Raw genomic sequence first — 20,253 nt, 5'->3', positions numbered from 1 at the left:
AGTGCCTACAGCAACAGAAGTACAGTAGGAGAAGACGGCTCAGGCGGATGTGGTGGTGTAGACATATCAAAGTGTGCCCGGTTTGTAAAATCAGTCAGCTTCATAGTTTACAACAGATGGGGTAAAGAGGTGTATAATTATATTGGTACTCAGGGGGGAGAAAACAACATTTTTATTGATTGGAATGGCACGGATAAGAGTGGGGTTGAGTTGTCATCTGGCGTTTACTATTATGTTGCAGAAGTTAATTTCGATGTGGTTGACCCATCAAATGCAATGCAGAAAATTAAGGGATGGGTACATCTACTCAGATAGAAAATCCATTTAATAAACATGTCATTTTCTTTGATGGCTATTGCAATCTTTGCAATTCATCAGTTGATTTTGTTATGAGAAGAGACAAGGAAGCAAAATTTTTGTTTGAGTCCCTGCAAGCTGATTATACACAAGAAAGAATAGCTCCAAAACTACCAAAAAACACTGATTCTATAGTTGTTTGGACATCATCTGGACAGATTTTATTAAAGAGTAGTGCGGCCATATTTATTGCGTTGCAGCTTGGCGGTTGGCTTAAATTGTTTGCGGTTTTCAGACCTATTCCAGCTTCTTTAAGAGATGTGGTGTACATGTTTATTTCCAAGAATCGTTACAGATGGTTCGGGAAGAAAAACACTTGCAGATTGCCCAACGCAAATGAGAGAGCTAGATTTTTAGAAGCTTATCAAAATATCTAATTTAGCATCTTTTAAACCTATTTTAACTAATCGACTATATATGAAAGCATACGTTTTCCCGGGACAGGGTGCTCAATTCACAGGTATGGGCAAAGACTTGTATGAAAGTAATAATACAGCAAAAGAAATGTTTGAAAGAGCCAATGAAATACTTGGGTTCAGAATTACGGATATTATGTTTGAAGGAACGGCCGAAGAACTGAAAGAAACAAAAGTAACTCAACCAGCGATTTTTCTTCATTCAGTAATATTAGCGGCCACAAGTGGTGATTTTAAGCCAGATATGGTAGCAGGACATTCATTAGGTGAATTTTCAGCATTAGTGGCTAATAAGGCATTGAACTTTGAAGATGCCCTGAAACTAGTTTCTCAAAGGGCATTGGCTATGCAGAAGGCTTGTGAGATTAACCCTTCAACTATGGCTGCCATTCTAGGACTAGAAGACGCTAAAGTAGAGGAGGTGTGTGATAGCATTGATGAAGTTGTTGTTGCAGCAAATTATAACTGTCCTGGTCAACTTGTAATCTCTGGAAGTAATAAGGGGATAGAAATTGCATGCGAAAAAATGAAAGAGGCTGGCGCAAAAAGGGCATTGCCTTTACCAGTAGGTGGAGCATTTCACTCACCGCTAATGGAGCCTGCCAGAACAGAACTAGCTGAGGCTATTAAGAATACTAACTTCAACACCCCAATTTGCCCGGTTTATCAAAATGTAAATGCAAAGCCTGCAACAGATGTTGAAACGATCAAGAAAAACTTAATTGACCAGCTAACTGCGCCCGTAAGGTGGACGCAATCTGTTCAAAACATGGTGGCTGACGGGGCAACGGAATTTGTAGAGTGCGGTCCAGGTAAAGTACTTCAAGGACTTGTAAAGAAAATTGCACCTGAAGTAGAAGTAATGAGTATTTAATTATTTCAGTTGGACGTCCAGTTTTTTTACTGAAAGCTGGTCGTCCACTAACGCTAGCATTTCTTTATTGGATTTTCCACTAACCGGATGTAAAAAATCGGGGGCTATTTCTACTAACGGAGCTAATGTGAACTTTCTCTCAGCAATTCCAGGATGTGGTATAACTAAGTCTTCCTGATGTAGTTTCATATCGCCATAATACAGAATATCAATATCAATTATTCGGGCTCCCCATTTCTCTTTTCTAACTCTACCAATAAGCGCCTCAATTTTTAATATCTCATTCAATAAACTCTTAGGGTCGGTTGCTGTTTTAATCTCAACAACCTGGTTATAAAAAGATGGTTGGTCGGTTACGCCCCAGGGAGCAGTCTCATAAACAGAAGAGATTTTTACAATTTCGGAGAACGACCAAATGTACTTTATAGCCTGCTGTAAATTGTTAATTCTATCACCCAAATTGGAGCCTAATAATAGATATATTCCGTCTGTCATAATTAGCCGCAAAAATAGAATTAACAGCTTTATAAATGCTGTTTTACTTGTTAATTTTGACTTCTTTTTAAGTGGATAAGTATGAATTTTTTAAAGAATATACTCTCTACATTAATTGCGCTTTTGCTTTTTAGTGTAGCCGGATTTTTTATAATGTTGGGAGTAATCGGTTCTCTGTCTGAGAAGGACAAAGTTGTGGTTAAGGAGAACTCAATCCTTTTTTTAAATCTTGATAAACCAATAACCGAGCAAGAGATTGAAAACCCACTTGATGATATTGAATTCCTTGCTGCTGAAGAAAGTAGTATTGGTTTAATACAATTAAAAATGTCCATTAAGAATGCTGCTCAGGACTCAAATATTAAGGGCATTTATTTACGACTCCATTACTTTATGGGAGGCATGTCAACACTTGAAGAAGTGCGCATGGAATTGGAAGATTTTAAAGAATCAGGGAAATTTATAATTGCTTATACCGATTATTATAGTGAAGGTGCATATTATCTTGCTAGTGTTGCGGATCAGGTATTGCTCAACCCTGAGGGTGAAATAGAATTAAACGGACTAAATGCTAATGTGACATTTTTTACGGGTTTGTTTGAAAAACTCGGTATTGAACCAGAAATTTTTAGAGTAGGAGAGTTTAAGAGTGCTGTTGAACCATATTTTAGAAAGAGCCTGAGTCCGGAAAATGAACTTCAGCTTTCTGAGTTGCTCAATGGCATAAATAACAATATGCTTAACGGAATAAGCAAATCCAGAGAAATCGACTTTGATCGTTTGAAAGAGATTTCCAATAAGATGGAAGTGCGTGAGGCGGAGGATGCTTTAAGGCTAAATCTTATCGATCAATTGGCTTATGAAGATGAAGTGCTAGAGAAGTTGAAGGAAGCCTCAGGTGTTTCAGATTTGGAAATGATCTCCTACAAAGATTACAAAAAAAGCTTCAGCACATTTAAATTATCATCTAACGAGGTGGCCGTAATAGTGGCTTCAGGTGAGATTGTTATGGGGAGAGGAGAAGATGGGAACATTGGTGGAGATAAGTTTGCTAAACAAATAAGAGAAGCACGAGAGGATAGCGGTATTAAGGCGATTGTGCTAAGAATTAATTCTCCGGGAGGTAGTTATCTGGCATCGGATGTAATGTGGAGAGAAATAAAATTGGCTTCAGAGACAAAACCTGTCATTGCTTCTATGTCAGATTATGCGGCATCCGGAGGTTATTACATGGCTATGGCTTGCGACACAATTATTGCGCAGCCCAACACCATTACTGGATCTATCGGCATATTTGGTATGATGTTTAACCTTCAAGGGTTGTTAGAAGATAAATTGGGCCTAAATCATGATGAAGTGCAGACCGGAGAGTTTTCAGGAATGATGACGGTAACCAGACCTTTGACAGATGTAGAGAAGTCCATTATCCAGAAAAGTGTAGAGAAAAACTACTACACATTCATAGATAAAGCTGCCGAAGGCAGAGGTATGAGTAGAGAGGATATGCTAAAGATTGCTTCGGGCAGAGTATGGACAGGTACTCAGGCAGAAAAATTAGGGCTTGTAGATATTCTAGGTGACTTTGATGATGCCATTGAAATGGCGGCTGAAAAAGCTGGTATTTCTGATGATTATAAGGTTAAATACTATCCAGAAATCAAGCCTTTCTTCGAGCGCATCTTTGAGGATTTTGAAGACCAGGCAAGGGTAAAAATGATCAAAAGTGAGGTTGGTGAGTTTTACCCATATCTCGAGAAAATTAAAAAAGTTAAGAACCTACGGGGTACTCAGGCAAGAATGCCATTTGAATTAGAAATAAATTAATTTCAGCTACAGACTTTAAACATATTGTAGTTATTTTGCTTCTATGAATTATAGAAACGATTGGACCAAAGAGGAGATCAGTGAGATATTCAATTCTCCAATTCTTGACTTAATATATAGGGCTGCAACAGTACACAGGGGGCATAATGATGCTCAGGAAGTTCAGGTTTGCACGCTGCTTTCGGTAAAAACAGGAGGTTGTCCTGAAGACTGTGCTTATTGTCCGCAGGCGGCACGCTACCATACTGATGTTAAAGTTCATAAGCTACTACCTACCGAAGAGGTGCTAGGCAAAGCCAAAGAAGCTCAGGAAGCTGGGAGCACCAGATTTTGCATGGGCGCAGCATGGCGTGAAGTGAGGGATAATAAGGATTTTGACAGGGTGTTGGACATGGTTAAAGGTGTCAATGCTATGGGTATGGAAGTTTGCTGTACTTTAGGAATGCTTACAGAGGAGCAGGCCAAAAAGTTAAAGGATGCAGGACTTTATGCTTATAACCATAACCTTGATACCAGTGAAGAACACTATGACGAGATCATATCTACAAGAACATATGACGATCGACTAGACACGCTGGATAATGTTCGTAACGCTAAAATATCAGTTTGTTCTGGAGGTATAATAGGATTAGGCGAGTCTGAAGGAGATAGGATAGGAATGCTGCATACGCTGGCAACACTTCCTGAACACCCAGAATCCGTTCCTGTAAATGCATTGGTGCCTGTTGAAGGTACGCCATTAGAGGATCAGCCTAGAGTTTCTGTATGGGAAATGATAAGAATGATAGCCACAGCAAGAATTATAATGCCTAAGGCCATGGTAAGGCTATCTGCTGGTAGAGTAAGAATGTCGGTAGAAGAGCAGGCATTATGCTTTATGGCAGGAGCCAATTCAATATTTGCCGGGGATAAACTATTGACTACTCCAAATCCTGATGCAGTTGAAGATAAAGAGATGTTTCAAATATTGAATTTGAAGCCACGGAAAGCGTTCAAAGGCTCTGCGGCAGTAAAGTTTGAGCAGATACCAGGCGTAGCGTAAATATTTAAAACTATAAGAGTATAAGGGGAGATCAAATGATCTTCCTTTTTTTGTTTCCGAAACAAAAAGACAAAAAAAAAAGCGGTTTGAATTTCAAACCGCTTTTTTAATGAGTTGTATATCGCTTATTCAGCAAATACTTTGATACTAATCTCATGTTGTACTTCTCTGTGAAGGTCAACAATGGCAGTATAGTCACCTAATTCCTTGATAGGATTGAAAGAGATTTTCTTTCTATCGATATCAAATCCTTTGGCTTTCAATGCATCAGCAATTTGTAGTGTAGTGATAGCACCGAAGATTTTTCCGCTTTCACCAGCTTTAGTACCTATCTCTAAAGTTAGTGAACCTAATGCTTTAGCAATTTCTTCAGCATCTTTCTTCAACTTCTCAGCCTTATGAGCTGCTTGCTTGATGTTTTCATTGATCATTTTTCGATTTGCCTCATTAGCGATAATAGCAAAACCTTGAGTGATCAAATAGTTTCTTCCGTATCCTGGCTTTACACTTACAGTGTCGTTCTTATAACCAAGTCCTTGTATATCTTGCTTTAATATTACTTCCATGGTCAATCTTATTTAAGAGAATCAGTAACGTAAGGCAATAAAGCTATATGTCTAGCTCTTTTCACAGCTTGCGCTATTTTCTTTTGAAACTTCAAACTAGTACCGGTAAGTCTTCTTGGTAAAATCTTACCTTGCTCGTTCACAAATTTCAATAAGAAATCAGGATCCTTGTAGTCAATATATTTTATACCGTTCTTCTTAAATCGGCAATACTTTTTTCCTATTTCGCCTCTATTTATAGGCTCGTTCATTAATGTCATGCTACTGGCTCCTCCTTAGCTACTTTTTTCTTGTCTTTACGGAATGCTCCGTTTCTTCTTCTTTCGTTGTATTCTACAGCATGCTTGTCTAAAGCTACTGTTAAGAATCTCATCACTGCTTCGTCTCTTCTGAACTCAGTTTCCAGTTTGTCTACTGCTAGGGAGTCTGCCTCGAATTCGACAAGGTTGTAGAAGCCTGTGGATTTGTGTTGAATTGGATAAGCCAATTTCTTCAACCCCCACTGCTCTTCGTTGATCACTTTTGCGCCTGCATCTTTGATCACCTGTACGAACTTCTTGACAGTATCCTTCATCTGCTCTTCAGATAAAACGGGATTTAAAATGAATACCGTCTCGTAATTGTTCATGGTTACTTTATTTTGTTATAAATTTTCGGACTGCAAAGATAAAATATTTGTCATTTAAAAAAAACATTGATCTATATATCTGTTAAAAACCCGGTGCCTATATTTATTTCGTATGTAACTATAAAATGCAGCTAAGTTTAATCATACCTACTTTTAATGAAGAGCATAACCTGAAAAGGCTACTGCCTTACCTGCATAATTATAGTTCAGGATACATGGCAGAGATCATTATTGTGGACTGTGGATCATCAGATAAGACAATAAAGATAGCCAAAGAGTATGGAGCTAAAGTGATAGTAACGAATCAGAAGGGCAGGGCTAGACAGATGAATATAGCGTCATTGGAAGCCAAAGGAGAGGTGCTCTATTTTGTGCATGCAGACACTATTCCTCCTTCAGGCTTTGATAAGCTTATCATTGACAGTGTCAGGGAAGGCAGAAATGCAGGATGCTTTACTTCAATTTTCGATTGGAACCATCCGTTTCTTAGGTTTTGTAATTACTTTTCGCGCCTGCCTTTTTGGTTTTGCCGAGGTGGAGGTCAAACGCTTTTTGTTTCAAAACATCTCTTTAATGCATGCAAGGGTTTTGATGAGAGCATGATCATTATGGAAGAATATGAGTTGATTGACAGGTTGAAAACAAGTACAAAATTTAAGATTGTAAAAAGGAATGCAATAACCTCAGCCAGGGATTATAGGGCAAATGGACCGTTCAAGCTCCAGTTCGTTTATGCTTGTGTTTTTGTGCTTTACGCACTTGGGGCTTCTCAAGATTATATGCTTGATTTTGTTGGCAGACATATCGCCAAACCTTCCAGGTCCTGCAATTGACTTTTTCTTTATTAGCAAAACATTTGAACGGGCAAGTTGCGTTATAGTTAAATACTTTAAGACCAATATGAAAAGACCATTCTTATTTACCCTTCTAATATTATTGGCTAGCAACTGTTCTGCTGAAAGGATTAACAGCGAATCAGGCAATCCTCCATCGCATGAGATATTTGATGATTTATTAAGAAGTAATGTGTCAGGTGATCAAGTAGATTACAAAGGATTTATTAACAGTAAAGAGAAATTTGAAAAATACCTTGACCTAATAAGTGAAAATCCTCCAGATAGGGGTAAGTGGTCAAAGAAGGAGCAGTTGGCCTATTGGATAAATGCTTACAACGCTTTTACCATCAAATTAATTATTGATAACTATCCGGTAGAGAGTATTCAAGACCTACACCCAACCATATATATACCACTGGTAAGAACGGTATGGCACAAGAAGTTTTTTAAGATTGGAGAGGTTGAAATGAACCTTGATGAAATCGAGCATGATATCTTAAGGAAAGAGTTTAATGAACCACGAATCCATTTTGCTATCAACTGTGCCTCTTTCTCCTGTCCACCCCTTCGGAATGAAGCATTTACCGCTGATAAAATCGATAAACAATTAGAAGAACAAGCTGTTACTTTTGTAAACGATTCCGAAAGGAATAAAATAAGCACTAATAGTGCTGATGTTTCAAAGATATTTAGTTGGTTCTCAAAAGACTTTACAAAAGATGGAAGTTTGATTCAGTTTCTCAATAAGTACTCTAAGGCTAAGCTTAATGAAGATGCAAAAATTGAGTACCTGGATTATGATTGGAGCTTGAATGATAAAAAATAATCTGTGTCTGAAGTAGTGTTTGGGTTTACAGGTTTTGGTAAGGCGCAGTGTGGTAACTGCGCCTTTTTGTTTTATTTCACTTCAAACTGCTGACTTCCCATTTTGTAGCCGTCAGTGTAAACTTCTAATAAGTATACGCCAGACTCGTATTCAGAACCTTTGGTATATTCAAAGGAAAGCTCTTGCTTGGTGTTGTCAAAGAGTATTTCCTGATTGGCAGTATAAAACTCCTCCTTGTTGTTATACATAAAAGTCCCTGAACCTTTAGCAATGTCAAATATTACCTGGCCTTTGCCATCCACTATTCTTATCAGTATATCTTTACCTTCAATAGGAGCCACGTTGTTTTCGGCAATGTTGAAGGTTACTTTCAGCTTGTCTATTTGCTTACTTTTAGCTGGCATTTCACGTTCCCTGCCTCTTTCATTTACTGCCAGAATCTGAATATTTTCAACTTTAAGCTGAGACGCGATGGCTACTTTAGAAGCTAGTTCAGTTTTTGACTTATTCACTTCACTCAAAGAGTCAAACAATTCATTTTTCTCAGTTTTTAGAGATGTATTTTCTGTAAGTAAAACTTTGTTAACCTCTCTAAGTTTGGTCAGCTCCTCGTCTTTAGCCTTTAAGAGTTCCTGAAAGCCATCTACCTTATCTTGAAGGTCAGATATTGCCTTCCTATCTCTTTTTCTTGTCCTGTTCAATTCTGCTTCTACTTCAGCTTTGGCTTTTTCCAATTCTTCAACATCGCCACCAAGCTTTTCAATCTCTATGATTTTTTGGTCAAGCTCTGCACTTATATCTGTAAGCTTTTGCATGGTTACAGCCAAGTCTTCTTCAGTTGACATTAATTGTGTGTCTTTTGCCACACTTTCCTGATGGTCAATATAAATCTTGATTGCCTGGGCAATAACAATAACCGCCAGAATAACTACAATAACTGTATTTCTGTTACTCTTTTTAGGTGGTGTTTGAACTGGTGACTTTTGATTTTGGTTTTCTTGAGTTTGTTCAGCCATTGATAAATTTTCGTATTGTTGCGCAAAAATATTCTTTATTTAACACTATTCAATAAATTCTCTTCATTAGTGAAGTATAATCGATTAACTGCCAATATATGACATATGATGAAAAATATTGGACATCTAGGTATAAAGATAAATCAACACCTTGGGATGTTGGACATATAACCACTCCTTTAAAGGAATACTTTGACCAGCTGACTGATAAAACTTTAAAGATTTTGATACCCGGTTGTGGGAACGCTTATGAGGCTGCCTATTTGCATTCGCAGGGTTTTATTAATGTTCATCTTGTTGATATTTCAGAGGCACCAATAAATGAATTCAAGACCAATCATCCTGGCTTTCCATCTGACCACATTATTTATGGCGATTTTTTTGAGCTTGAAGATTCTTATGATCTAATGATAGAACAAACTTTTTTCTGTGCTTTGCACCCATCGCATCGCCATGCTTATGCCATAAAAACGAACGAGCTCTTAATAACAGGAGGTAAACTGGTAGGACTTTTGTTTAATGATAGCCTTAATAATGATAGACCACCATTTGGTGGTTTTAAAGAAGACTATATCAAAATATTTAGACCTTACTTTGAGTTAACTATAATAGAAGAAAGCTATAATTCAATACCGCCAAGACAGGGAAGGGAGCTTTTTATCAACCTAAGGAAAATAGAAAGTCATTAATCAACCAATTCAATTCCTGATTTTGTAGCTTTAGAAGCGTCTCGGAAGAAATATGAACATCTTTTCTTTTGAGACATTTGTATTTGTATCAATATGTCGTGTAAAAGAATTCTACTTTTTGTTGTACTTGTATTCTGTGCTTTGAGCCTTAGTGCTCAAAAAAAGCAGAAAGGAATTACTGTAGATACCGTACATGTTAAAGGAAGGACATTTCTTGTTGTTGGTGACACAACAATATTTGTGGCAAAAGACACAGTCATCTACCTTCCTGATTCTTTAGCAACTAAAATTAGAAAAGATAGGGAAGCTCAGACTTCTCAATTCTATTTAAAGATTAAAGAGAAGCTATCGAAACGGAGAGTTACCAGAGAGCTTTATGAGCTCCTTTTTAAAGACCCTCCTAAACCGAAGGCAACCATATCTACAAACCAAAGAGCTACCAATGATTATAACAAATATGCCGGTCGTATTATAGATCAGATTTTCATTAAAAAACTTGAGCCTCTTGGCACCAGTATTAGTGATACCTCCAAGCATTCTGATAAATGGCTACTTAAGTCGGTAAACAATACCCATATAAAAACAAGATCCAGGGTCATTAGAAATAACATGTTTTTTGAATCTGGAGATGAACTTGACCCTAACCTGATATATAGTAGTGAACGGATATTAAGAAGCCTGTCATTTATAAAAGACGCACGTATCTATGTCATTCCTAAGCCAGGCACATTTCAGGTAGATGTATTAGTAGTGACCAGGGACGTTTGGAGTATTTCGGGAGGTTTTGGCTATGATGATTTCGATGATTTTGAGGTGGAGATTACAGACAGGAATTTTCTTGGCCTCGGACAGGAGTTGAAAAATGAATTTCCTTATTCAGCAGAGACCTCGCCAGAGATAGGTTATATTGGTACATACACGATCAATAATATAAAGAGTACATTTATTAATAGTGAATTAACTTTTGCCAGGTCAGAGCCTTTTGAACGGCAAGGTGTTCGTTTTTATAAGGATTTTATTACACCAACCATTAAATTTGCAGGAGGTGTTGAGATTGCACAGGAAAAAAGACAGCAAGCAAAGGTTTATCCAGATTCAACATACTTGTTTAACACAAGGTATAACTTTCAGGATTTTTGGTTGGGTCGCTCATATCTCATAAGTCAAGACTATTCAGGATACACTAACTTTCAAGTAGCCGGACGATATGAAAGGAGAAGGTTCCTGGACAGGCCGATGGTGAGTAGTGATACTAATCAGCTTTATTTCGAGACTAACCTCAAACTGGTTTCAATAGGTCTTTCAAAACGGAGGTTTGAAAGGAGTAGTCTAATCGCAGGTTATGGACGTACCGAAGATATTCCAATCGGATATCTCGCTGAAATAACAGGAGGTAGAGAGAACAATGAATTTTTTGACCGCACATATATTGGCACTACAATTTCTTATGGCAATTACCTTGGTAAGCTTGGGTACCTGAGGCCAACCCTCCGTATTGGAGGCTTTATTGAAAAGCGTAATGTACAACAGGGTGTTGTCAATCCTGAGTTATCTTACTTCAGTTATTTGTATCGTTTTCGAAGAACGAGTTTTCGTCAGTTTTTCACATTTGGCTATGTCAAGGGTATCAATAGATATACCGATGAGTTTATTGATATAAATAACAGAAATGGTATCAGAGGGTTAAGAGATACATTTCTAAGAGGCACAAAGAAAATCACCTTCCGTTCTGAGACTGTAGCCTTTACACCGTTATACTTCATAGGCTTCAGATTAGCTGTTTTTGCTTTTCTGGACTTTGCAATTGTCAATTCAGAACAATCAAAATTGTTAGAAAATCCTGTGTATCAGGGGTATGGACTTGGTTTTAGATTTAGGAATGAAAACCTGGCATTCAATACACTGCAAATTCGCCTTGGCTATTATCCTCATGCACCTGCAGATTTCAACAATTATCAGACTGATTTTGACGGTCAACGGTCACTTAACATACCTGATTTTAGAGTGGAAGAACCCCGTGTAATAAGTTTTCAATAGAAAAAAAAGTGATTTTATAAAATAAAATCCAATAGATTTTTTTACCTTGAAAAAGGTGGGTTTTATTATTTATAAAAATTCTAAATTAGAAGAATAAATAGCTTTTTTACTGCAAAAAAAGCTATTTTAATGAGGTGCTACGTGAACAAACAGTAATTTGTTACATGGCCTCTAAAATGGCTTTTAAAATATGTTTGAAATAATAGAATCCGATATTAGATTTGTGCCGGGTTATGGGTACAGCACTGTTGCTTTATCTGTTTTTAAAACTACACATTAACATGACGCAAAAAAGATCACTAACGCGCGTTTTCTTATCATTCACTCTACTAGGACTTATTTATTTTTCTATTTTGCCTGCGGCTTTTGCTCAGGAGAGTGATATTCCTACGGATCCGGCAATTATTAGTGCTGGTAAGTCTTTGTTCGATGCTAACTGTAAAACTTGTCATAGGGTCAATGCAAAACTTGTAGGACCTGCCTTACAAGATGTTTACAACCGTGCCCCGTCTATAGACTGGATAGTAAGTTTCGTTCAGAATTCTTCCAAAGTAATAGGTTCTGGTGACGAATATGCAGTTGCGCTTTACGAAGAATACAACAAAACTCAAATGACCGCCTTCCCTTCTTTTGACAGGGATCAGGTGATGTCAATTTTGGCATATGTAAAACAAGAAACTGATAATCCAGCTGTTGCTGCTGGCCCTGCCGTTGATGGCCCCAAAACACCGGGTGAAACTGGAGTTGCTTCTACATATATCAATGCCATAATGGTAGGTCTTATTATTGTTTTGGTATTGATCCTTGTTGTTCTTGTACTTATTACAACTATCCTTCAGAAATATCTTAATCAAAGAACTGACCTTGATGAGGATGATAAGGCTATCGTGAACCCAACAGTAAGCCTTGATGGATTAGTAAAGAGTAAGCCATTTATTTTTATAGTGATATTCCTTTTTGCTGCCATTGCCTTTAAGGTGGTTATCAACAACCTTTTTGCTGTAGGTGTTCAAATAGGATATGCCCCTAAGCAGCCTATTGCGTTTTCTCACAAGATTCACGCTGGCCAGTATGAGATAGACTGTAACTACTGCCACACTGGAGTTAACAAGAGTAAAAGTGCCAATATTCCTTCCCCTAACATTTGTATGAACTGTCACAGTGCGGTAAAAACAGAGTCTCCAGAGATTCAGAAAATCTATGCGGCTATTGAAAATGACAGACCTATAGAATGGGTAAGGGTTCATAATTTGCCTGATTTGGCATATTTCAATCACTCTCAGCACGTAGAGGTTGGCGGTATCGAATGTCAAACTTGTCACGGGCCAATTGAAGAGATGGACGTTGTAAGACAGCATTCTTTATTAACTATGGGATGGTGTATTGACTGCCATAGAAAGACAGATGTTAACACCAAAGGAAATGAATACTACGATAAGTTAGTGGAGCTTCACGATGCGGAAAGCAAAGAGGCACTGAAAGTTGAAGACATAGGCGGTTTGGAATGTTCTAAGTGCCACTATTAATATATAAGAATCTAAGATTACATCGATATAAAAAACATGATGAAAGATAATAAAAAGACATACTGGAAAGGTATTGAGCAATTATCTAACGATCCTGAATTTGTTAAACATGCAGACAAGGAGTTTCCTGAGTTTTTGCCTATTAATCAGAATGGTGAGGGAGAAGGAAGCAGTAGAAGGGATTTCCTTAAAATGATGGGTTTTGGTATCGCGGCAGTTTCATTAGCAGCTTGCGAGGCTCCTATCAGAAAAGCTATTCCTTATGTTAACAAACCAGTGGATGTTGATCCGGGAGTACCCAACTATTACGCATCAACTTATGCTAGTGGAGGTGACTACTGCAGTATCGTTGTAAAAACAAGAGAAGGGCGACCTATTAAAATAGAAGGTAATAAGCTTTCTAAAATCTCTCAAGGGGGAACAAATGCACAGGTTGAGGCATCTGTTTTATCACTTTATGATAATGAAAGATTAAGAGGTCCTAAAGCAGGCACTGAAAATACAGATTGGTCTACTATAGATAAAGAGGTAATCACCAAGCTTGGTGCTATTGCAGCCCAGGGAGGTCAGATTAGAATCGTTTCTAACACTATTCTTAGCCCAGCCACTAAAAGTGTCATTGAAGATTTCAAGGCTAAATATCCAAATACTGAGCATGTAACTTATGATGCTATTTCTGCATCAGGGATGCTTAAAGCTAATGAAGCATCATTTGGAGTGAAAGCTCTTCCTTCTTACGATTTTAGCAAAGCAGATGTGATAGTAAGTTTTGGTGCCGACTTCTTAGGAACATGGATTTCACCAATTGAATTCACAAAACAATATAGCAAGACAAGAAAATTAGGTGATGGTAAAAAGACAATGTCTCGCCATTACCAATTTGAATCTAACTTATCTTTAACAGGATCTAACGCTGATTACAGAACACCAATTAAACCTTCTGAGGAAGGTAAGGCTGTTGCAGCACTTTATAATGCGATAGCTTCTAAAACAGGAGGTTCTTCTGTTAGCGGTGCTGGTAAGTTTGATTATATTGATCAGGCTGCAGCAGATCTTTTAAAATCTAAAGGCAAGTCTATTGTTGTTTCTGGTTCTAATAATGTTGGAGTTCAGACGCTTGTTAATGGTATTAATGCGATGTTGACCAATTATGGTGCGACTATCGATTTAAATAAATCTGCAAACTATCGTCAGGGAGATGATGAGTCTATGGACAAATTCGTTGCTGACCTTAAAGGTGGTAGAGTAGCAGGTGTTATTTTCTTAAACTGCAACCCAGTTTATAATCATAAAGCTGGAGCAGACATTAAAGCAGCATTGAGTAAAGTTTCATTAAAAGTGTCTACATCAGATAGACCGGATGAAACTGCAGTTCTTGCCGACTATTCAGCTCCTGACCATCACTTCCTTGAAAGCTGGAATGATGCAGAGCCTAAAAAAGGTTCTTATAGCTTAAGTCAACCTACTATCACACCAATTTTCAAAACCCGTCAGGCTCAGGAGAGCTTAATGAGGTGGGCTGGTGTTGAAGGTGACTACTATACTTATTTAAGAAATTACTGGAAACAGAATATGGCATTCAGCGGAAGCTTTGACATGTTCTGGGATCAGACATTATATAGTGGTGTCTTAGAGGTAGCCTCTGAAGAGGGGGCTTCTTATGAGTTTGCAGGCGATGTTAATTCTGCTGCATCCCAAGCTACTTCAGCTAAAGTTGGTGAGCTGGAATTAGCGATATATCAAAAAGTAGGTATTGGGGATGGTACTCAAGCCAACAACCCTTGGTTACAGGAGATGCCAGATCCAGTTTCTAAGTCTACTTGGGATAACTACTTAACTGTTTCTCAAGCTTGGGCTAATGCTAATGGTGTTACTGCTTTCGAAGGAAAGAGTAACATGGCAACACTGACAGCGGGTAGCGTTTCAGTTGAACTTCCTATCTTAATTCAACCTGGACAAGCACCGGGTACAGTGGGTGTGGCTTTAGGTTATGGAAGAACAAGTGCTGGAAAAGTTGCCAATGGAAGAGGTAAAGATGTATTTCCATTATTGGGATATACAGGTGCGGTTACTGTAACTAAATCTGATGAACTATATCAGATTGCACAAACGCAAACTCATCAAACTTATATGGGTAGAGAGACTGTTGTTCAGGAATCTATCTTAAGTGAGTATCAAAAAAATCCGAAAGCTGGAAGATATGAGCCAATGGTCTCATCATGGGCAGAAGAAGGAGGAAAGACAAGTTCTGGAAACCTAAGCTTATGGGAAGGTCACAAATATAAAAATCATCATTGGGGTATGGTGATTGACATGAACTCATGTACAGGTTGTAGCGCATGTCACGTAGCATGCCAGTCAGAAAATAATATTCCGGTTGTAGGGCGTCAGGAAGTTATCAATAGACGTGATATGCACTGGATCAGAATTGATAGGTACTATAGCAGTGATGCTCAACCAGGAGATTTGGAAGCAATGGAAGTTGCTGCTGCTAATCCAGAAGTGACATTCCAGCCAATGATGTGTCAGCATTGTAATAATGCACCTTGCGAGACTGTTTGTCCGGTAGCGGCCACCACGCACAGTACTGAAGGTCTTAATCAAATGACTTATAACAGATGTATTGGTACAAGATATTGTGCTAACAACTGTCCTTATAAAGTGAGAAGATTCAACTGGTTTAAATACCATGACAATTCTCAGTTTGAAGATATTAACACTGCAATGAACAATGACTTGGGTAAAATGGTATTGAACCCAGATGTTACTGTTCGTTCCAGAGGTGTAATGGAAAAATGTTCTCTTTGTATCCAAAGAATCCAATATGGTAAGCTGGAAGCTAAGAAAGAGGGTAGAAGACCTAAGGATGGAGAGATTGAAGTAGCTTGCGCTAGTGCTTGTCCTGCCGATGCAATTGTATTCGGAGATATGAATGACAAAGACAGCAGAATAAGCAAACTATTGAAAATCAAAGACACGGAAAAAGCTGACTACATCATCGAAAAGGAAATTGGAGAGCCAAGGGCTTACCATGTGCTGGAGGAGATAGGTGTTAAGCCAAATGTGACTTATTTGACTAAGATCAGAAACAAAGAAGAAGCATAATTAATCAATTAAAGACCTAATTAAATTATAAAATATGCAAGTTACTTCAACCGTACGCGAAGCGCTAGTTACCGGTAACAAGACCGTCCATGACGTAACGGAAGATATCTGTAGACAGGTAGAGGGGAAACCAACCAAATCCTGGATGCTGGGAATGGCCGTTTCTTTGGCTGCCCTGGGTATCGGAGCTTATGCGGTACTAACTTTATTATGGCAAGGTATAGGAGTTTGGGGTCTTAATAAGACCGTTGGCTGGGCCTGGGACATCACTAACTTCGTATGGTGGGTTGGTATTGGTCACGCTGGTACACTGATCTCAGCTATCCTTTTATTATTCAGACAGAAGTGGAGAATGTCTATTAACAGAGCGGCAGAGGCGATGACAATTTTTGCTGTAATCTGTGCTGCTATGTTCCCTGCGCTTCACATGGGTCGTCTTTGGTTAGGTTTTTACTGGGCATTACCGCTTCCAAATACATTTGGTTCGTTATGGGTAAACTTTAACTCACCACTTTTGTGGGACGTATTCGCAATTAGTACATATTTTACAGTTTCATTAGTATTCTGGTATATAGGTCTTATTCCTGATTTTGCATCTATTAGAGACCGTGCTAAAAACAAAATATCAAAAGCAGTATATGGTGCTCTTAGCTTTGGCTGGGATGGTGCAGCAAAAACCTGGTCAAGATACGAGTCAGTGGCTTTGATTCTTGCTGGTTTGGCAACACCACTTGTACTTTCTGTACACACCATTGTATCAATGGACTTTGCAACATCGGTTATACCAGGATGGCACACCACTATCTTCCCTCCATACTTTGTTGCTGGAGCGATTTTCTCAGGTTTTGCCATGGTATTGACATTGATGTTAGTAACAAGAAAAGTATTCAAATTGGAGGATTACATCACTATCAACCATATAGAGTTGATGAACATTGTAATCATTATCACAGGATCAATTGTAGGTATTGCTTATATCACTGAGTTCTTTATCGCATGGTACTCCGGGGTTGAAGCTGAGCAATATGCATTCATTAACAGAGCATTTGGTCCTTACTGGTGGGCATACGCTACCATGATGACTTGTAATGTTATCTCACCTCAGTTATTCTGGGTTAAAAGTATAAGAACCAATATTGCAGCAACATTCATTCTTTCGATTGTTGTGAATATCGGTATGTGGTTTGAAAGATTCGTTATTATCGTTACATCGCTTCATAGAGACTTTTTACCATCTAGTTGGGCGATGTTCTATCCAACATTTTATGATGTGGGTGTATATCTGTTCACCTTCGGTTTATTCTTTACTGCTTTCCTATTGTTTGCTAAGTTCTTCCCGGTAATCAACATGGCAGAAGTAAAAAGTATCATCAAGTCATCATCTTTAAAAGAGAAGAAATAATGGAAAGTAATAAGCACTTTGTTTTAGGAGTATATGAAGACGAAGATGTTCTCTTGGATGCTGTAGGCAAGGTAAGAGAGAGCGGAGTTAAGATTCATGAAGTATATTCTCCATTTCCGGTTCACGGACTGGATGGAGCTTTAGGTTATAAAATGACCAGACTTCCAAAAGCGGCCTTTATGTTTGGATTGTTGGGAACCACATTGGCCCTTACAATGCAAATAGGAATGTTAGGTTTTGACTGGCCAATGATTATTGGAGGTAAGGACTTTTTCTCTATACCACCGTTTATTCCTGTTACTTTTGAATTAACAGTTTTGTTATCGGCACTTGGAATGGTAGGTACCTTCATGATTGTGAGTGACCTGAAGCCATATAAGAAACCTAGGATATTTGATATCAGAATTACTGACGATAAGCACGTAATGGCTATTGATCTTGCCAAGAACAAGATGAGCAAGGATGAGATTAAAAAGATCATTCAGGGCAGTGGTGCCAGTGAGGTCAATGATAAAGATTTTGAAGAATAAGAACTTTCAGATAGGCATGAAAATATATAGAAATATTAATTACGCGATAGTTGTAGCCCTAGGTGTTGCACTTACTGGCTGTGGTGCTGGTGGTGAAAATCAAGGATTAGAATATGCGCCAAACATGTATCACTCTGTTCCTTACGAGCCATTATCTCAGATAACTGACGAAGAAGCAGGAGAGGCAGCACAGATTTTAAATAATACCAGTGATGGTCATGGAGAGTATTACAATTCTAATCCATTGAATAAAAATGGAATGACGATGAGAACTCCTCCGGCTAATACAGTTCCTAGAAATAAAAATGGATATCTGCCATACAGAATCCCTAAGGATAGCCTAGAGCTAGCTGCCAGAGTTATGGTTAGCCCTATCGATAGCACAATGGCTGAGGCAGCTATAAAGGATGGGAAAATCCTTTATGATAAATATTGCGAGCATTGTCATGGTAGCAAAGGTTTAGGCGATGGGTTAGTGGCCAGTCCTCGTAAAGATGATCCTGATGGGCTTCCGGTATTTGCTGGTGTGGCTAACCTTAAAAGTGATGCTTTAAAAGGAGTATCTGAAGGTCACATCTTCCATGTTATTACCTGGGGTAAAGGATTAATGGGAGCTCATGGTTCCCAGGTTAGCCCTGAAGACAGATGGAAGATTGCCAAATATGTTAAAACGTTACAGAAATAAGTGCTCACAAGAGTAATTGAAGAATAGTAAATCGAATAGCAAATGACTGAAGAAAGATTTTCATTTACCGCTAGTGCAAAGAAAACCCTTATGATAGTGGGTGTAATAGGCATCGTTCTATTAGTGGTCGGCACTATCTCATCAATGTCTGGTGGACATGCTGAAGAAGGTGAGCACGCAATAAATACAATTACATCTCAAACTGATCTGACAGCTAGTCTGGAAGAAGGGCCTGAGCATGCAGCCGAAGAGGCACATGGTGGTGGACATCACGGTAGTGCTCCATGGCTAAAGAGACTATTTACCAACCTATGGATCAATAATATCTACTTCACAGGATTGGCAATCATTGGTTTGTTCTTCGTAGCTATTCAGTATGCTACTCAAGCTGGTTGGTCAGCGGGCATGAAAAGAATCCCTTTGGCCATGGCACACTGGTTACCAATTGCTGGGGTTTTAATGTTGGTTTCTTGGTTCGTTGTGAACCATGATGTATTCCATTGGACTAGTGCTGATTTATATTTACCAGTTGCTGAAGGTGGAGATAAAATTATTCAGGGTAAGGCCGCTATGTGGTACTGGCCTTTGGAAATAGGTTCTTTCCCGCTTTTCTATGTTCTTAGAATTGTAGTTTTCTTTGGTCTTTGGGTTATGTTCTTCATGTGGATCAAAAAGGAAATGCTTGCCGAGGATTTGGACGGTGATGTTAATCACTGGTACAAAGCCCGCAAGTATTCGGCTATATTCTTAGTGATTTTTGCAGTAACCTCTTCAATTGCTGCATGGGACTGGGTTATGTCCATCGATCCTCATTGGTTCAGTACTATGTTTGGATGGTATGTGTTTGCCAGCTGGTGGGTGAATGGCCTTGCAGTAATTACTTTAATAGTAGTAGTACTTAAGCAGAATGGTTACTTGTCTATCATCAACTCAAACCATTTGCACGATATTGGCAAGTTCGTTTTCGGCTTTAGCATCTTCTGGACTTATATCTGGTTCTCTCAGTTCTTGTTGATCTACTATGCCAACATTCCTGAGGAGACAGTTTACTTTATTGAAAGACTTGGAGCCAGTCAGTACAAATGGGTATTTTTCCTCAATTTAATATTAAACTTCTTCCTTCCATTCTTGTTATTGATGACAAGAGATGCGAAGCGACACATGTCAATGTTGAAAGTAGTTATGCCAATAATCATTGTAGGTCACTGGTTCGACTTTTACTTGATGATTACTCCAGGAGTAATGCAAAAAGATGGAACTTTCGGGTTCGTAGAAATTGGAATGGCTATGATCTTTGGAGTAGCATTCTTATTTGTAACATTATCTAACTTGGCCAAGGCACCATTGTTTGCCAAAAACCATCCAATGTTACAAGAGAGTTTACATCACCACATTTAAT

At 38.4% G+C, this 20,253-nt stretch carries 20 protein-coding genes; 15 read left to right on the top strand and 5 right to left on the bottom strand.

Going from position 1 to position 20,253, the window contains the following annotated elements; all coding sequences use genetic code 11:
• The 3 genes from RIB54_RS11455 to fabD form a co-directional block, all read left to right on the top strand.
• Positions 1–315, top strand: a 315-nt coding sequence (locus RIB54_RS11455; RefSeq protein ID WP_350101025.1) for a T9SS type B sorting domain-containing protein, incomplete at its 5' end; no start/stop codon positions are given.
• Positions 294–734, top strand: a complete 441-nt coding sequence (locus RIB54_RS11450; protein ID WP_350101024.1) for a thiol-disulfide oxidoreductase DCC family protein — start codon at positions 294–296, stop codon at positions 732–734. The genes RIB54_RS11455 and RIB54_RS11450, both read left to right, overlap by 22 nt.
• A gap of 40 nt (positions 735–774) precedes the next feature.
• Positions 775–1,647: an ACP S-malonyltransferase gene (gene fabD / locus RIB54_RS11445; RefSeq protein WP_350071156.1), complete on the top strand. Its 873-nt coding sequence runs from the start codon at positions 775–777 to the stop codon at positions 1,645–1,647.
• Here fabD and folK read toward each other — a convergent pair whose 3' ends face one another.
• Complete coding sequence (folK, locus tag RIB54_RS11440; protein ID WP_350071159.1) at positions 1,648–2,142, bottom strand: 2-amino-4-hydroxy-6-hydroxymethyldihydropteridine diphosphokinase; 495 nt, start codon at positions 2,140–2,142, stop codon at positions 1,648–1,650.
• A gap of 81 nt (positions 2,143–2,223) precedes the next feature.
• Between folK and sppA the strand changes: the two genes are divergently transcribed.
• Both sppA and bioB read left to right on the top strand, forming a co-directional pair.
• Positions 2,224–3,966 (top strand): signal peptide peptidase SppA, encoded by a 1,743-nt coding sequence (gene sppA, locus RIB54_RS11435; protein WP_350101023.1) that lies wholly within the window; start codon positions 2,224–2,226, stop codon positions 3,964–3,966.
• Positions 3,967–4,009: 43 nt separating this feature from the next.
• Positions 4,010–5,008, top strand: coding sequence for a biotin synthase BioB (gene bioB, locus RIB54_RS11430; protein ID WP_350071164.1), 999 nt, complete (start codon positions 4,010–4,012; stop codon positions 5,006–5,008).
• Positions 5,009–5,133: 125 nt separating this feature from the next.
• On the opposite strand, the gene rplI is transcribed toward bioB, so the two are convergent.
• The 3 genes from rplI to rpsF are packed head-to-tail and all read right to left on the bottom strand — an operon-like array spanning position 5,134 to position 6,202.
• Entirely contained in the window at positions 5,134–5,574 is a 441-nt protein-coding gene (rplI, locus tag RIB54_RS11425; protein ID WP_350071167.1) for a 50S ribosomal protein L9, read from the bottom strand.
• 8 nt (positions 5,575–5,582) lie between these two features.
• Positions 5,583–5,834 (bottom strand): 30S ribosomal protein S18, encoded by a 252-nt coding sequence (rpsR, locus tag RIB54_RS11420; protein ID WP_350071170.1) that lies wholly within the window; start codon positions 5,832–5,834, stop codon positions 5,583–5,585.
• Positions 5,831–6,202 carry a 30S ribosomal protein S6 gene (rpsF, locus tag RIB54_RS11415; protein WP_350101021.1) on the bottom strand — a complete coding sequence of 124 codons (372 nt, stop codon included), beginning with the start codon at positions 6,200–6,202 and terminating at the stop codon, positions 5,831–5,833. The genes rpsR and rpsF overlap by 4 nt, the downstream gene beginning before the upstream one ends.
• Positions 6,203–6,327: 125 nt before the next feature.
• Here rpsF and RIB54_RS11410 point away from each other — a divergent pair, with 125 nt between their 5' ends.
• Positions 6,328–7,035, top strand: coding sequence for a TIGR04283 family arsenosugar biosynthesis glycosyltransferase (locus RIB54_RS11410; RefSeq protein ID WP_350101020.1), 708 nt, complete (start codon positions 6,328–6,330; stop codon positions 7,033–7,035).
• Positions 7,036–7,102: 67 nt separating this feature from the next.
• Positions 7,103–7,864, top strand: coding sequence for a DUF547 domain-containing protein (locus RIB54_RS11405; RefSeq protein WP_350101019.1), 762 nt, complete (start codon positions 7,103–7,105; stop codon positions 7,862–7,864).
• Positions 7,865–7,935: 71 nt separating this feature from the next.
• Here RIB54_RS11405 and RIB54_RS11400 read toward each other — a convergent pair whose 3' ends face one another.
• Positions 7,936–8,880 (bottom strand): DUF8428 domain-containing protein, encoded by a 945-nt coding sequence (locus tag RIB54_RS11400; protein ID WP_350071182.1) that lies wholly within the window; start codon positions 8,878–8,880, stop codon positions 7,936–7,938.
• 98 nt (positions 8,881–8,978) lie between these two features.
• Between RIB54_RS11400 and RIB54_RS11395 the strand changes: the two genes are divergently transcribed.
• The 8 genes from RIB54_RS11395 (at position 8,979) to RIB54_RS11360 (ending at position 20,252) form a co-directional block, all read left to right on the top strand.
• The gene (locus tag RIB54_RS11395) at positions 8,979–9,569 is read left to right on the top strand and encodes a methyltransferase domain-containing protein (RefSeq protein ID WP_350101018.1); all 591 of its coding nucleotides are present in this window, start codon (positions 8,979–8,981) and stop codon (positions 9,567–9,569) included.
• Positions 9,570–9,662: 93 nt separating this feature from the next.
• Entirely contained in the window at positions 9,663–11,606 is a 1,944-nt protein-coding gene (locus RIB54_RS11390) for a hypothetical protein (protein ID WP_350101017.1), read from the top strand.
• Between the two features lie 281 nt (positions 11,607–11,887).
• Positions 11,888–13,132 carry a cytochrome c3 family protein gene (locus RIB54_RS11385; RefSeq protein ID WP_350101016.1) on the top strand — a complete coding sequence of 415 codons (1,245 nt, stop codon included), beginning with the start codon at positions 11,888–11,890 and terminating at the stop codon, positions 13,130–13,132.
• A gap of 39 nt (positions 13,133–13,171) precedes the next feature.
• On the top strand, positions 13,172–16,237 hold the full coding sequence (locus RIB54_RS11380; protein WP_350101029.1) for a TAT-variant-translocated molybdopterin oxidoreductase: 3,066 nt from the start codon (positions 13,172–13,174) through the stop codon (positions 16,235–16,237).
• 34 nt (positions 16,238–16,271) lie between these two features.
• Entirely contained in the window at positions 16,272–17,639 is a 1,368-nt protein-coding gene (gene nrfD, locus RIB54_RS11375) for an NrfD/PsrC family molybdoenzyme membrane anchor subunit (RefSeq protein WP_155180100.1), read from the top strand.
• Positions 17,639–18,169 carry a DUF3341 domain-containing protein gene (locus RIB54_RS11370; protein ID WP_350067589.1) on the top strand — a complete coding sequence of 177 codons (531 nt, stop codon included), beginning with the start codon at positions 17,639–17,641 and terminating at the stop codon, positions 18,167–18,169. Before nrfD ends, RIB54_RS11370 begins: the two co-directional genes overlap by 1 nt.
• Positions 18,102–18,854, top strand: coding sequence for a c-type cytochrome (locus RIB54_RS11365; protein ID WP_350067587.1), 753 nt, complete (start codon positions 18,102–18,104; stop codon positions 18,852–18,854). Before RIB54_RS11370 ends, RIB54_RS11365 begins: the two co-directional genes overlap by 68 nt.
• 42 nt (positions 18,855–18,896) lie before the next feature.
• Positions 18,897–20,252 carry a quinol:cytochrome C oxidoreductase gene (locus RIB54_RS11360; RefSeq protein WP_350101015.1) on the top strand — a complete coding sequence of 452 codons (1,356 nt, stop codon included), beginning with the start codon at positions 18,897–18,899 and terminating at the stop codon, positions 20,250–20,252.
• Position 20,253: the final 1 nt, after the last annotated feature.

Source organism: Fulvivirga sp., assembly GCF_040218215.1.
Taxonomy (GTDB): domain Bacteria; phylum Bacteroidota; class Bacteroidia; order Cytophagales; family Cyclobacteriaceae; genus Fulvivirga.
This window is presented reverse-complemented; position numbering and strand designations above follow the sequence as displayed.